The sequence below is a fragment of the Achromobacter dolens genome (assembly GCF_902859745.1).
Taxonomy (GTDB): domain Bacteria; phylum Pseudomonadota; class Gammaproteobacteria; order Burkholderiales; family Burkholderiaceae_B; genus Achromobacter; species Achromobacter dolens.
Genome location: NZ_CADIJW010000006.1, coordinates 141,239 through 154,533 on the forward strand (window position 1 = coordinate 141,239; position 13,295 = coordinate 154,533).

A 13,295-nucleotide genomic window follows, 5' to 3' on the forward strand; every position below is an offset into this window, starting at 1 on the left:
TTTGGCGGCAACCTAGGGTTTACACGGTGTCGATTTTTGTTTTCCGACCCCTTAGCATTGCGCAACCCAAACGTTTGGGTAAATCGACTGGATGGATCGCAATGACGCTTGAATCCCGGAACTCGCGGTTCCGTTACCGAATTTTCACCATGGTCGTGCTGCTGGCACTGATCAACTACATCGACCGCGGCGCCATGTCCTATGCCGCCGCCCATATCACCGGCGAATATGGCCTGGATCGTGGCGACTGGGGCGCCGTGCTGGGCTACTTCGGTTACGGCTACATGGTCGGCGCGCTGTTTGGCGGCATGCTGGCCGACCGTTTCGGCCCGCGCAAGGTCTGGATCGTGGCCGGGGTGACCTGGTCGATCTTCGAGATCGCCACCGCCTGGGCCGGTGACTTCGGCCTGGCCTTCCTGGGCGGCTCGGCGCTGGCGGGTTTCGCCACCATCCGCATCCTGTTCGGCGCGGCCGAAGGCCCGGCGTACTCCATCATCAACAAGACCATCGCCAACTGGGCCACCCCGCGCGAACGCGGCTTCGTGGTCGGCTTCGGCCTGCTCAGCACGCCGCTGGGCGCGCTGCTGACGGCGCCGGTGGCGGTGGGCCTGCTGAGCCTGACCGGTAGCTGGCGCGCCATGTTCTACATCCTGGGCGCGGCCGGCCTGATCGTGCTGATGCTGTTCATGCGCATCTTCACCGACCGCCCCGACACCAACCCGCGCGTGTCCCCGGCCGAACTGCGCGAGATCCAGGCGGCGCGCGCCGAGCAGGCGGCGGCCGGGCAGGGCGGCGACGCGCCGGCGCTGCCGTGGTGGAGCTTCTTTCGCAGCAAGACCCTGCTGCTGAACACGCTGGGCTATTTTTCGTTCAACTACGTCAACTTCCTCTTGCTGACCTGGACCCCCAAGTACCTGCAGGACACCTTCGGCTACAGCCTGTCCTCGCTCTGGTACATGGGCATGATTCCCTGGACCGGCGCCTGCGTCACCGTGCTGCTGGGCGGCCGCATTTCGGACATGCTGGCCAGGCGCACCGGCAACCTGAAGATCGCCCGTAGCTGGTTCGCCGCCGGCTGCCTGCTGGCCACCACGCTGTGCTTCCTGATGGTGTCGCAGGCGCAGTCGGTGTTCGCCGTGATCGCGCTGATGACGCTGGCCAATGCCCTGAACGCCATGCCGAATTCGGTCTATTGGGCCGTGGTGATCGACACCGCCCCGGCCAGCCGCGTCGGCACCTTCAGCGGCCTGATGCACTTCTTCGCCAATATCGCTTCGATCCTGGCGCCGACGCTCACCGGCTATCTGGCGGCGCGCCATGGTTATTCCGTGATGTTCGTGGCCGCCTCCGTCGCCACCGCCGTCGGCATGATTGCCATGCTGCAGGTGCGTCCGGGCGTCGGCCCGCGCCTGCCCGCCAATTACCAGGGAGCCACCCGATGAATCCGCAATCGAACCCCATTCCGGCGCTGGCCGTCGAACCCGGCTTTTTCGCGGGCCGCACCGTCGCCGAGCTGCAGGACGCCATGCGCCAGGGCGCGCTTGACGCCGAAGCGCTGGTGCGCCACGCGGCGGCCGCCATCGAGCGCCTGAACCCGCAACTGAACGCCTTCGTGCATGTGGACGTCGATGCCGCCCTGGCCGCCGCCCGCGCGCTGGACGCCGAGCGGGCCCGTGGCCAGGTGCGCGGGCCGCTGCATGGCATCCCGGTCGCCATCAAGGACAATGTCGACACCGGCGACATGCCCACCACCATGGGCGCGGCGCATTTCCTAGGGCACCGGCCGGCCGCCGATGCCGAGTGCGTGGCCTTGCTGCGCGCGGCCGGCGCCATCGTCATCGGCAAGACGCTCACGCACGAATTCGCCTACGGGCCCACTGGCGACCGCAGCGTCCAGGGCGCGGCGCGCAATCCGTGGCGCACCACCCAGATCACCGGCGGTTCCAGCGCGGGCAGCGGCGCCGCGGTGGCCGCCGGCATGGTGCCGCTGGCGCTGGGCACCGACACCGGCGGCTCGGTGCGGGTGCCCGCCGCGCTGTGCGGCGTGGTCGGTTTCAAGCCGACCCACGGCCGCGTGTCGGCGCGCGGCGTGTTCCCCCTGGCGCCCGGCATCGAGGATGTCGGTGTGCTGGCCAACAGCGTCGAAGACGCGCAGGCGTTCATGCAGGCGGTGTCCGGCGGCGCCATCGGCGCTTATGCCGACGCGGCCGATCCCGGCCTGGCCGCGCCGCGCATGATGTGGGTGCCGAACGCGCCGTTCGCGATCGACGAGGCGGCCGTCACGGCGTGCGTCCGCGCCGCCGCCGAAGGCTTTGGCGGCGAGCTGGTGGATGGCGCCGAGGTCACGCGCCACGCCCGCGCGCTGCAGGCGGCGCTGGGCGCCATCCAGCGTTCGGAAGCCTACGCGGTGCATGCGGAGCGCGTGGAGGACGAGCCCGGCAAGTTCGACCCCGAAGTGCTGGAGCGCCTGCGCGCCTCGCGTCCGGTGCAAGGCTGGGAATACGTCCGTGCGCGCAATACGCGCGAGCAGTTGCGGGGCGTGTTCGCGGACCTGTTCGAGCGGGTCGACGTGCTGGCGTTGCCGGCGGTGGCGATCACCGCGCCGGCGCTGCAACAGCGCAGCGTGGCCGGCCCGGGCAGCGCCGCCGTGCGCGAGACGCTGCTGGGCTTGACCAATCCTTGGAACCTGCTGGGTCTGCCGGCCATCGCCTTGCCGGCCGGCTTCGTCGACGGCCTGCCGGTGGCGCTGCAACTGGTGGCCGCCGAAGGCGCCGACGCGCGCCTGCTGGCGCTGGCGGCGCGGCACTGGCGCCGGCCCTAGACGCCGTTGTCGCCCTGCACCGGGCCGATCGACGTCTCGATATCGACCGCGCGGCGTTTGCCGCGCAGGTCGAACGCGTCCTGCTTGCCGGCGGGATCCGGATCACGAATCCAGAGCTGCGCGGACAGGCCGCCTTTGGCGCTGTAGTCGCCGAACCAGTCCACCACCCGGCCTATATAGCAGCGCGGGCCGACCTGCACCGTCAGGTCGCCGACCGTCTCGTAGCTGTAATGCCCGGGTCCGTAGCCGTTGTAGGCCTCGCGCTCGTCCCGGCGCGTGCCGGCCGGCACCGGGCACAGCGGCTGGCTGCCGGGCGCGTCGCCCTTGGCCGGCCCCGGCGGCAGGCCGGCCAGCGCCCGGGTCAATGCCGCGTGCAGCGCTTCGTCCAGCGTCCTGGCCGCGCCCGTGTCCTGCCGCGTCTGCTGCCGTGGCACCGACAGGTCGTAGCGGTAGCGGACGGTCAGCGTCGGCACATCGCCCACGAGGTGCAGCGGCCGCAATAGATACAAGCGGTCTTCTCCGTAGCTGCCGACCCGGTAGGTGGCATAGACCCGGCCGCGCAGCCGGATCCAGTCGCCCGACTGATTGGCGCCGCGGCCGTTGATCGTGTAAAGCGAGCCGCCGGCGTCCGGCGCGCGGTTGGCATCGGCGGGAACGAAGCGCGCGCCGTCGCGACGCAACGCGCCGATGGCGGAGAACAGGCCGGTGCCGCCGATGTAGGTATCGACCACGAGGTCGCGCTGGCCGTCGCCGTCCAGGTCCAGCAGGGTATAGGAGACGTTGCCGCCTTCGGCGTCGCTATCGGTGTCCAGGCCCGACGCCAGCACGGCGCGCCATTCGTCCTCTGTCACGCCCGGCGGCCGCTGGTCGGGCAGGCGGGCCTGGCCGTCGCCATCCGCGGCGCGCACATTGGCGAACGTGGTCGATTCGGCCCGCGTCGACAACGCCGCCAGCACGGATTCCAGCGGCATCTCCGGGTCCTTCCGGGCGGCAGCGGCCACCGCCTGGCGCAGGTCCTCCAACGCCAGTTTGTCGGTGGCGTCGGGTTGGTAGCCCTGGGCGCGCCGCAGTTGGCCCTGCAATTCGGCCAGCCGGGTCTCGTAGCGCTGGCGCAGGCAGTCGCCATCGGCGCCGCACAGGTCGCGCTGCTTCAGCCAGCCGCGCTGGGTCTGGCGCAAGGCATCGGCCTGTTGCGGCCGGGCCGCGCGCAGCTTGCCGTAGACCGCGCCCAGCTCGGCGTCGAGCCGGTGCAGTGCGGCGTCGGCGCACAGCGCTTTTTCGGTGGGCGTGCGCGCCTGGCCGCAATCCATGCCGGCTGCCGCGGACGCAGCGAAGGGAGTGAGCGCGAGCAGCAGGGCGACGGGCAGCGCGCGCAAACGGAGGAGGGGCACGGAAAACTCCTGTCAGTGACGGGCCGGAGGCGGCCAAGGGCGCATCGTACCGGAGCGCGGGCCCGGGTAATTACGGGAGATTTCCTTTGCTTACATTACACTGTGCGGTGTAGCGTGGTTGATGCCCCTTGCGGCACGGCGCCGCGCAGCCGTTCCGACCCGCCGTTTTTTCCTCCGCCGCGATGATTGATGATCTGGTTCAACTGGGCAAGCTGGTCAGCCTGGGCCTGGCGCTGATGCTGCCGCTGGCCAACCCCTTGACCTCCATGACCATGCTGCTGTCTCTCGGGCAGCACATTCCCTACAAAGAACGCGAACGCCAGATCCGGCAGGCCGCCTGTTATGTCGTGGGCATCATGCTGGTGACGTACTACGCCGGCGCCTGGATCATGGCCACGTTCGGCATCTCGATCCCGGGTCTGCGCATCGCCGGCGGGCTGATCGTGGTCAGCATTGGCTTCACCATGCTGTTTCCGGCGGCGGCCAGCGCCGCCAGCGACGAGCGCGAGGCTGACGTGGCCGCCGATGTCGCGATCCATCGCCAGGTGCCCAACATTGCTTTCGTGCCCTTGGCGCTGCCGGGCACGGCGGGCCCGGGCACCATCGCCATGATCATCAGCGCCGCCTCGACGGTCGGCAGCCAGGCCGCCAGCGAGTATCCCGCCTGGACCATCGCCGTCACGCCGATCATCGTCTTTTCGCTGCTGGGCGTGTTGTTCTGGATCTGCCTGCGTTCGGCCGGCCGCATTGTCGCCCTGATCGGCAACGGCGGGGTCGAAGCCATCTCGCGCATCATGGGGTTCCTGCTGGTGTGCATGGGCGTGCAGTTCGTCATCAATGGCGTGCTGGAAATCGTGAGTCAACATGGCGCCGGTGCCTGACCGCGAACGCGCCGGCCGGGCCTGGCGCTGCCTGCGCTTGCTGGGGCGCCTGGCGCTCAGCCTGCTGATGCTGTTCTCGATGGCATGGGCCTGCCTGGCGTTCTGGTATCAGGGGCCGGGGGCCGTCTGGGCCAGGGCGGTGCTGATGCTGGCCTGGGTCGCCCTGGGGCTGTATGCCTTGCTGCGGCTGTGGCATGGCGTCGGTCGCTTGCGCCGCCGCCCCGCGCTGTGGGCCTATCTGTTGGCAGTGATCGCGCTGGCGGCCTGGTGGCAGGGCATCGCGCCCTCCAATGACCGGGTCTGGGCCGACGACGTGGCCCGCACCCTGCGCGGCAGTGTCGCGGGCAGCATCGTCACGCTGGACAATGTGCGCGACTTCAAGTGGCGTTCGGACAGCGACTACACGCAGCGCTGGGAAACCCGGGTCTACGACCTGAACGACCTGCGCTCGGTGGACATGGTGCTGTCGTACTGGGACGGTCCGGCCATCGCCCACACCCTGGTCTCGTTCGGTTTCGCCGATGGCCGCCATGTGGTGTTCTCGGTCGAGATCCGCAAGGAACGCGGCGAACAGTTCTCCGAACTGGGCGGCTTCTTCAAGAAATTCGAACTGAGCGTGGTGGCCGCCGACGAGCGTGACGTGCTCTATGTGCGCGCCGGCCCGCGCGCGGAGAATGTCTACATCTACCCGGTGCAGATGCCGGTCGATGCCATGCGCGAACTGTTCCTGTCGTACGTGCGCACCGCCAACGAGCTGGCCGACACGCCGCGCTTCTACCATACGGTCACCGCCAACTGCACCACGCTGGTCTATCGCATGGTGCGGGCCATCGTGCCCGGGCTGCCGCTGGACTACCGCATCCTGTTGTCGGGCTACCTGCCCGAATATCTCTATGAGCAGGGCGGACTCGATACCCGACAGCCCCTGCAGACGCTGCGTGAACGCGGCTTTGTCGGCATTCCGCCGATCCTGGGCGAAGACTCGATCGGTTTCTCGCGGTCGATCCGGCGCCACCTGCGCGCCGAACCGGCGGGAGGCACGCCATGATCTCGCTGCGCGCCGTATTGTGGCTCCTGTCGGCGGGCGTGCTGGTGTTCCTGCTGATGCGCACGCCCGGCGTGCGGCTCTATGACGCCATTGCCCGCCGCCTGCGCGGCCGGCGGGCCGGCCAGGCGCCGCGCGATCCGCGCCCGCAGGGCAAGGGCGCCCAGGCCCGGCGCGCCAGCCAGGCGCGTCAGCCGGGGTAGGGCCGCGCCAGCGCCTGTCCCGCCAGCGACACCAGCGGCGGCAGCACGAACGCCCACAATCCGATCGACACGTGCAATAGCGCCGCCGCGCCGCAACCGATCGCGAACGCCAGCACAGCCCGTCCCATGCGCCCCATGCGGCGCTTGACCGCTTCGTCGGCCTGGCCGCGCGCGGCGTCCGCCAGGTCCAGCATGATCTGCGTGGTGGTGCCAGTCATCAGCGTCGAGGGCGGCGCCGCGCCCAGGTGGACGCGGTGCACCGCGTTCTGGATCGACATCGCCAGCACCAGCGTCATGCCGGTGGCGAACAGCCCCCAGCTATCACCCATCGGAAACGGCCCCAGCGCCAGGGCCAGCGCGGCCGCCACGCACAGCAGCAGCGTCTTGGCCGTGAGCAACCGCATGAACGCCGGCTTGCCCGCGTCGCGTCGCGCCTGGCCATACAGGCGCGCCAGGAACACGCCCAGGCAAAACATCGGCAGGGCCGCCAGCTTGGTCCAGGCGCCCGAGGCGCCGTTGCCGAGCGCGTAGCCGATGGTGACGAAGTTGCCCGTCACGTGCGCGGAAAACAGGCCGTGCAGCGCGATGAACCCCAGGGTGTCGACGTAGCCCGCGTTCAGGCTCAGCAGCAGCGGCAGGCGTTCGCCAGCGGGGGCGGCAGGGGGAGCGGCGGTGGCGGGCGCGGGCATCGGTGTTCCATCCGGGTGACGGCAGAGTGCCTACCGTTGTATCGCAGTTGCGGCGTTCACGCACGCAGGACGATGTTCCGATGACGCCGGTGATGCGCTCGGTCCGGCGATGGCGCGGGGCGTTCAGAACCAGTACTTCGCCGCATAGATCACGGTCATGGCGGCGCCCGTGACGATCACGAACGCCCGGATGGCCGAAGCCGGCAGGACGCGTATCAAGTGGCCGCCCAGGTAGCCGCCCGCCAGCGCGCCGGCCAGCATGCATAGCGTGGCCGGCCAATGCACCGAACCCTGCACGATGAAGATGACGATTGCCGCGGCGGTGACAAATGTGGCCAGCAGGTTTTTCAGCGATTTGATGGCGCGCAGGTTTCCGGGATCCGTGATGGAAATCACCGCGGTCAGGATCACGCCCAGCCCGGCGCCGAAAAAACCGCCATACACGGAGGCCAGCGCGATCGGCAGCACGCCGCGCGCGGGGCCGTCCTGCGCCTGGCCGCCGCGTCGGCGCGCGCTCCAGGCCTGCACCTGGGGCGCAAAGGCGAACAGCAGGGTGGCGAACGCGATCAGGGCCGGCACGGGCAGGATGAAATAGGCGGGGGGAATGGCAAGCAGGATGAATGCGCCCAGCGCGCCGCCCGCGGTGGTGGCGATGGATAACAGCCAGAAGCGCCGATCGGGAGCGGGCAGATTTTCACGATCCGCCAGCGCCGCGAGGATATGGCCGGGTGAGATGGCGACCGCGCTGGAGGCATTGGCGATGACGGGCGGCAGGCCCGCCGCCACCATCGCGGGAAAGGTAATCAATGTGGCGCCGCCCGCCAGCGCATTGATGACGCCGCCCAGCGTGCCCGCGCCGGCCAGCAGTGCCGCGATGGTCCACTCCATGCCCACACCTCTTCGTTAAACAATGTTTATGGTCCATATAATGGACCAAAATATCGGGTGAAATTTATTATTGCCTATTTTCTGCGTGGGTATAGAATGCTCGAAAATTAAACAATAAATAATGGTCCAATATATGGACCATATTGAAACTCCGGCGACGCCTTTTAGCCGCCCCCGCAAGATCGCTGTCACTCCCCAGGATGGCGCATGCGGCCGGATCTGCATCGGCTTTGCGTGTATCCCGTCCTGATCGCTGGTTTCCAACTCCGTCCCCGGAGTTGTTGCGTGTTCACCTGTCTGGCCCTGCGGGCCATCACCGTTGAATCAGGAGGGAATCTCGATGGATGTGAGCTTCATGGCGTTTTCCCGGTTGGCATTCGGGCATTGGGAGGGGCAACCCTTGTATGCCCTGGCCGATCTGGGGATTGCCCAGCGTTTGACCGAACCCCGTACCTGCGCCGAGCTGGCTCGGGAAATCGGTTGCGAATCCGAGCCGCTGGAACGCTTGCTGGACTGCGCGGTCGCGCAAAAGCTGCTGGCATGCGACGGCGAGCGCTACGCCAATACCGATCTCAGTGCGCGTTTCCTCACCGAGGACAGCCCCGAATCCCTGTTGTGCTGGCTGCGCGTCATGGCGCGCTGGAAACAGCCCTGGACGCAACTGGCCGAGGCGGTGCGGCGAGGCGAGGCGGTGGACAACCAATCCAAGTGGCTGGGCGAGGACCCCCAGTTCATGCGCGATTTCATCCTCGGCATGCACCAGTTCGCGTCCCGTTCCGGCCCCGCGTTCGCGCAGGCCCTGCAAGACGTGCCCATTCGCCATCTGGTGGATGTGGGCGGGGGCGCGGGCACGTATTCGATTGCCTTGTGCGCGGCGCGGCCCGATGTAACCGCGCAGGTTCTGGATCTGGCGCCGGTTGTCGAGATCACGCGCGAAACCGTGCGCGCAGCCGGCCTGGCGGACCGCGTGAGCGCCAAGGTGGCCGATTATCGGCAGGACGGCTTTGGCGAGGCGGCCGACGCGCTGCTTTTTTCGAACGTGCTGCATCAGGAGAGCGCGCAGGTGTGCCGATCGATGCTGGACCGCGCAAGGCAGGCATTGCGCCCGGGCGGAACCTTGCTGGTGCAAGGCTACTTCCTTGCCGAGGGCCGGCGCGCGCCGTTGTTCACCACCTTGCACAACCTGTCCGCGCTGGCGCTGTGGGACGGCGGGCGCAGTTGGACGGTGGGCGACATGCAGGCGCGGATCGCGGGTGCGGGGTTTGAGCGCCAGGCCGTGCTGCGCCAGGAGAGCAGCGGGTTCTGCCTGCTGTCGGCCGTCAAGGTCTGACGCGTTATCCACCTATTGAACCGGAGTCCCTATGTCCACACAGACCGTCACCGATACCGAAGCCGAAGTGATCGCCTGGCTGAAGGAAAACCGCAATGCGCAGGTCGAAGGCATCAAGGAGAAGAACCTGATCGAAGAGCGCATCCTGGACAGCATGCAGTTCCTGGATTTCATCATGTTCCTGGGCGAACTGGTCGGGCGTGATGTCTCGACCGCCATCACCGTCGACGACCTGCGCACGGTGGATGCCATCGTCAACTTCGTCCAGGCACAGCGCTAGGCCGAGCGAGGAGCGCACCATGACATTCGACTACTCAAGAATCGAACGCCTGAAGACGCTATCCAAGGGGCGTTCGCATGATCCCTACGAGCGTTTCGAGTGGCCCGCCCGTATCCCGGATGACCAGCCCTGGTGCAGCAATGACTTGCTCACCACCTATGGAACGCCCTTGCAGGAGCAATTGGACGCCGCGCAGCAGATACGGCTCAGCAAGTGGGAGGCGGTCAATTTCTTCAGCCTGAACGTGCATGGCATCAAAGGGGTGCTGGGCTTTGTCAGCCGCTGCATCTATGAAGAGCGCTATGCCGATGTCTCCGAATACCTGCATGTCTTCATGGGCGAAGAGAACTTCCATATGTGGTATTTCGCCAAGGCCTGCCTGGATTATGCGGGAAAGATATATCCATCCATTCAGTTGCAGGGCGATGCGCAGGCCGCCACGCCAGAGTTGGACGACTTGTACATGTTCGCCAGCACGCTGATCTTCGAGGAGTTTGTCGACTACTACAACCATAAGGTCGGCACCACGGACGGCATCACCGAGATCCTCAAGCAGATCAACTACCAGCACCATGTCGATGAGTCCCGCCACGTGTCCTTCGGCCGGGAAATGGTGCCGCGCCTGTATCGGCTGGCCTTGGAGCGCAGCGGCGATCCCGACGCGACGCGGGCGGAGGTGGCGCGCACGGTAACGAATATGTTCCGGTACTTCATCAGCCTGATGTACAACCCCGCCGTCTATGACGATGCCAAGGTCTACGAGCCGCTGGGGTTTCGCAACGGCAACGCCATGCGCAACGCGCTGCGGTCGCATCCGGCGCGCAAGGCCATCCACGAGCAATGGTTCAAGCGTAGCGCCGCCTACTTCACCAAACAGGGGCTGGTGACGGACTTGAATCTGGCTGCGCTATAGGCGGAGGTTCACCATGGCGCGGATTGCCAGCAGTCCCGAGGTGGAGGCGTTTTTTGGCGCGTGCTTGCCTGTCCTGCAGGCCGGCATGGGCGGCGTGGCGCAGCCGGAACTGGCGGCCGCCGTGTGCGAGGCGGGCGCGTTCGGCATGATAGGCCTGTATCGCCACACGCTCGACGAGATCGGCGCGTTGCTTGCGCGCACGGCCCAACTGACCCGCGCGCGCTTCGGCGTGAATCTGGTGCCCTTCGTACTGGACGCGGACGCGTTGCTGGAGCGGCTCGCCTTTCTGGCGGACCGTCCGGAGCGGCCGGTCGTGACCTTCTTCGGCCTGCCGGATGCCCCCGTGCTGCGGGCCTTGCCGGCCGGCATGGAATATGGCGTGCAAGGCGGGACCTGGGACGAGCTGGAAGCGGGGTTCGATGCCGGCGCGCGCTTTGGCGTGTTGCAGACGACGGAGGCGGGCGGCCATCACCTGGGCTCGACCGCGCGCGGACAGGCGCTGGACCAGGCCGGCCGTCATGGCGTCGACAGGCGCATGGTGTTTCTAAGCGGCGGCATCAGCAACGCGGCGGAGTTGCGCCAGGTGGTGCAGGCCGGATTTTCCGGCGCGCTGTGCGGCACCGTATTCGCGGCCACCCGGGAGTCCGCCGCGCACGAGCGCTACAAGCAGGCGATCGTGAACGCCACGCCCGGCGATACCGTGGTCACCGACCGCTTCAGCATCGGCTGGCACACCCATCGCCACCGGGTTATCCGCAATGCCAGTTGCGAGCAATCGCTGCCGGCCAGTGTCATCGGTTCCGCGCATTACTTTGGCAAGCGTTATCCCATCCTGCGTTACAGCGTTGCGGTACCCACCGTGCACACCGAGGGTTTGATCGAGGAAATGGCGTTGTATTGCGGCACGTCCTGCAAGGACACGCATTCCATCCGAACCGTCCGCCAGGTGCTGGCTGACCTGACGGCGTAAGGCCGGGTCGTGCATGCATTCACTCAAGTGCTTTCAGGGATTTTCAGGAGATTGAATCGTGATTATCGAAAAGCAATGGCACCAGGTAAAGAACGTGCTGCAGGCCAAACTGGACGACATATTCTCGATTGCGCCCGACGCCACCACCGAGTTCGACAGCTTGCTGGCCCATGAAGAGATCAATGCGCTGGGTTACGTGCGCAATTTCCCGCACCTGACCTGCGTCATGTGCTCGATAGAAAAGGGCGAGTTGCTGGGGTTCGCGCGCGGCCAGCGCAAGCTGGACCAGGATTTCAAGGCGCTTTGCGCCGACGTGGCGCTGTTGCCGGCCACCTGCTACAAGGTCTACCTGGGGCTGCAAGGGCAGCACCTCGAAGACGCGCGGGTGGAGTCCTGCATCGCGCGCTGCTTCCGGCACGAGGACAAGGCGCTGGATCGTTACCGCGCTTTCAACTTCACCATGAAGGAATACGTGTACCTGGGCACCGCGCAGGGCGCGCAGGCGCACCTGGAAGCGGGGTACGACCGCCTGTTCTCCCTGTTCGCGCAACTTGGGATCAGCGCGGGTTGTGAAGAAGCCAACGATCCCTTCTTTGATTCCGGCAGCGCCGTGGCGCGCCTGTCGGCGCTGACGCCCACCAAGCGTGAGCTGGTGTTCGACGGCCACGCCGTGTCGTCGCTGAACTATCACCGCAACTACTTCGGAGAAAAGTTCGATATCCGCCTGGCCGACAGCTTCGTGCATACCAGTTGTGTCGCGTTTGGGCTGGAGCGATGGATCTCCATGTTCAAGGATCGTTTCGGCAATGCGGCGGATGCGCTCGCCGCGCTGGAGCGCGCCTAGATGGATGGCCCGACGCTACAGGCGCAGGCGCTGTTCGAGACGGGACAGCAGTTCACGAAAACCTGCATGGTCGATGCCGCCGCAAGCGCATTGAACTATGGAGGAGATCGGGATGTGCTGGCCACCCCGGTGATTGTCTATTGGATCGAGTCTTACGCGACCGAGTGCATCCGGCTGGCGGGCGACGGGCGCTGCGGGTCGGTCGGGCATGCGGTCAGCGTGCGCCACGTTGCGCCCGCGCACCCAGGCAGCGCGGTGCGGCTGACGATCACGGTGGAGGCGATGTTCGGCCATTCCCTGCGGTTCAGCGCCCGCGCCGTGGCGGGCGAGGCCGACACCCTGATCGCGACCGGCACGCATGACCGCACCCTCGTCGAACTTTGATGTCACGGTAGTGCTGGGCCGTCCCGATCCGGTGCTGGTCGGGCGGGCCGCGCGCGCCCCGATCCTGCGCACCCGGTTAGGCAAGCCGTACCTTCCCGGCCTTGCCGGTTTCGGCGTGAGCCACAGTGCCGGCGTGCAGGCGCGGCTATATGCCAATCGCAAGTATGTGGGCATTGATATCGAGCATCTGGACCGGCCCGATCTGGCCGCCCGCCAACGCCGCCTGGCGGCTTGGCTGGCGCGGCGGGACCTCGTCGTGGTGGACTTCCTGGTCGGCTGGGTCGCCCGCGAGGCTTGCGCAAAAAGCGTGGGGCTGGGGCTGCTGCACGCGCTGCCGCGCTTGTCCATCGCCTGGGCCCGGCCTTGCGGCCAGGACGGGGCGCAAGAAATCGGCCTGGTATTGAGCCGCTGGCGATTCGTCGCGCGGTGCGAGCGTGTCGGCAGGGTGCTGCTATGCGTGGGTTACCGGGAGGAATATGGCAAGCCCGCCATATCCTTGCTGCAGCCCGGCCTTGGCGCAGCCGGCGCCGTGGCCGGTAGTCCCGTGGTCGGTAGTCCCGTGGCCGGCAGCCCAACGGCCGCCAGCCTTTCAGTCGTGGGTACTGGCCGGATCCTGGGCGCTGGCCGGAAATAGTCAGGCCAAGCGACCAAACAAA

Annotated in this window: 15 protein-coding genes; 12 read left to right on the top strand and 3 right to left on the bottom strand. The window is 67.1% G+C overall.

Annotated features, from left to right (window positions below):
- The first annotated feature begins 101 nt into the window (after positions 1 to 101).
- Positions 102 to 1,442, top strand: coding sequence for an MFS transporter (locus HV783_RS07690; RefSeq protein WP_175188918.1), 1,341 nt, complete (start codon positions 102 to 104; stop codon positions 1,440 to 1,442).
- On the top strand, positions 1,439 to 2,821 hold the full coding sequence (locus tag HV783_RS07695; protein WP_175188919.1) for an amidase: 1,383 nt from the start codon (positions 1,439 to 1,441) through the stop codon (positions 2,819 to 2,821). The genes HV783_RS07690 and HV783_RS07695 overlap by 4 nt, the downstream gene beginning before the upstream one ends.
- Here HV783_RS07695 and HV783_RS07700 read toward each other — a convergent pair.
- The gene (locus HV783_RS07700) at positions 2,818 to 4,212 is read right to left on the bottom strand and encodes a lysozyme inhibitor LprI family protein (RefSeq protein WP_254603844.1); all 1,395 of its coding nucleotides are present in this window, start codon (positions 4,210 to 4,212) and stop codon (positions 2,818 to 2,820) included. The genes HV783_RS07695 and HV783_RS07700 overlap by 4 nt on opposite strands.
- Positions 4,213 to 4,394: 182 nt before the next feature.
- Between HV783_RS07700 and HV783_RS07705 the strand changes: the two genes are divergently transcribed.
- Genes HV783_RS07705 through HV783_RS07715 form a run of 3 tightly spaced genes read left to right on the top strand, consistent with a single transcriptional unit; the run spans position 4,395 to position 6,341 of the window.
- Positions 4,395 to 5,093, top strand: a complete 699-nt coding sequence (locus HV783_RS07705; RefSeq protein WP_081273394.1) for a MarC family NAAT transporter — start codon at positions 4,395 to 4,397, stop codon at positions 5,091 to 5,093.
- Positions 5,077 to 6,141, top strand: a complete 1,065-nt coding sequence (locus HV783_RS07710; RefSeq protein WP_116793326.1) for an Lnb N-terminal periplasmic domain-containing protein — start codon at positions 5,077 to 5,079, stop codon at positions 6,139 to 6,141. The genes HV783_RS07705 and HV783_RS07710 overlap by 17 nt, the downstream gene beginning before the upstream one ends.
- Complete coding sequence (locus tag HV783_RS07715; RefSeq protein ID WP_175143074.1) at positions 6,138 to 6,341, top strand: hypothetical protein; 204 nt, start codon at positions 6,138 to 6,140, stop codon at positions 6,339 to 6,341. Before HV783_RS07710 ends, HV783_RS07715 begins: the two co-directional genes overlap by 4 nt.
- Here the strand turns inward: HV783_RS07715 and HV783_RS07720 are convergent.
- On the bottom strand, positions 6,329 to 7,030 hold the full coding sequence (locus HV783_RS07720; RefSeq protein WP_047992824.1) for a YoaK family protein: 702 nt from the start codon (positions 7,028 to 7,030) through the stop codon (positions 6,329 to 6,331). The two genes, HV783_RS07715 and HV783_RS07720, sit on opposite strands and share 13 nt — an antisense overlap.
- Before the next feature lie 123 nt (positions 7,031 to 7,153).
- Entirely contained in the window at positions 7,154 to 7,918 is a 765-nt protein-coding gene (locus tag HV783_RS07725; RefSeq protein ID WP_006386411.1) for a sulfite exporter TauE/SafE family protein, read from the bottom strand.
- A gap of 340 nt (positions 7,919 to 8,258) precedes the next feature.
- Between HV783_RS07725 and HV783_RS07730 the strand changes: the two genes are divergently transcribed.
- From HV783_RS07730 to HV783_RS07760, 7 genes are read left to right on the top strand one after another with little or no spacing between them, the layout of a single operon-like run.
- The gene (locus HV783_RS07730; RefSeq protein ID WP_175188920.1) at positions 8,259 to 9,248 is read left to right on the top strand and encodes a methyltransferase; all 990 of its coding nucleotides are present in this window, start codon (positions 8,259 to 8,261) and stop codon (positions 9,246 to 9,248) included.
- 31 nt (positions 9,249 to 9,279) lie between these two features.
- Entirely contained in the window at positions 9,280 to 9,528 is a 249-nt protein-coding gene (locus HV783_RS07735; RefSeq protein WP_054504092.1) for an acyl carrier protein, read from the top strand.
- 19 nt (positions 9,529 to 9,547) lie between these two features.
- On the top strand, positions 9,548 to 10,441 hold the full coding sequence (locus HV783_RS07740) for a diiron oxygenase (RefSeq protein ID WP_064523684.1): 894 nt from the start codon (positions 9,548 to 9,550) through the stop codon (positions 10,439 to 10,441).
- Positions 10,442 to 10,454: 13 nt separating this feature from the next.
- Complete coding sequence (locus HV783_RS07745; RefSeq protein WP_144655093.1) at positions 10,455 to 11,411, top strand: NAD(P)H-dependent flavin oxidoreductase; 957 nt, start codon at positions 10,455 to 10,457, stop codon at positions 11,409 to 11,411.
- 58 nt (positions 11,412 to 11,469) lie between these two features.
- Complete coding sequence (locus HV783_RS07750) at positions 11,470 to 12,255, top strand: class-II aminoacyl-tRNA synthetase family protein (RefSeq protein WP_054504095.1); 786 nt, start codon at positions 11,470 to 11,472, stop codon at positions 12,253 to 12,255.
- On the top strand, positions 12,256 to 12,639 hold the full coding sequence (locus HV783_RS07755; protein ID WP_054504096.1) for a thioesterase family protein: 384 nt from the start codon (positions 12,256 to 12,258) through the stop codon (positions 12,637 to 12,639).
- Entirely contained in the window at positions 12,614 to 13,273 is a 660-nt protein-coding gene (locus tag HV783_RS07760; RefSeq protein ID WP_175188921.1) for a 4'-phosphopantetheinyl transferase family protein, read from the top strand. Before HV783_RS07755 ends, HV783_RS07760 begins: the two co-directional genes overlap by 26 nt.
- Positions 13,274 to 13,295 lie beyond the last annotated feature (22 nt).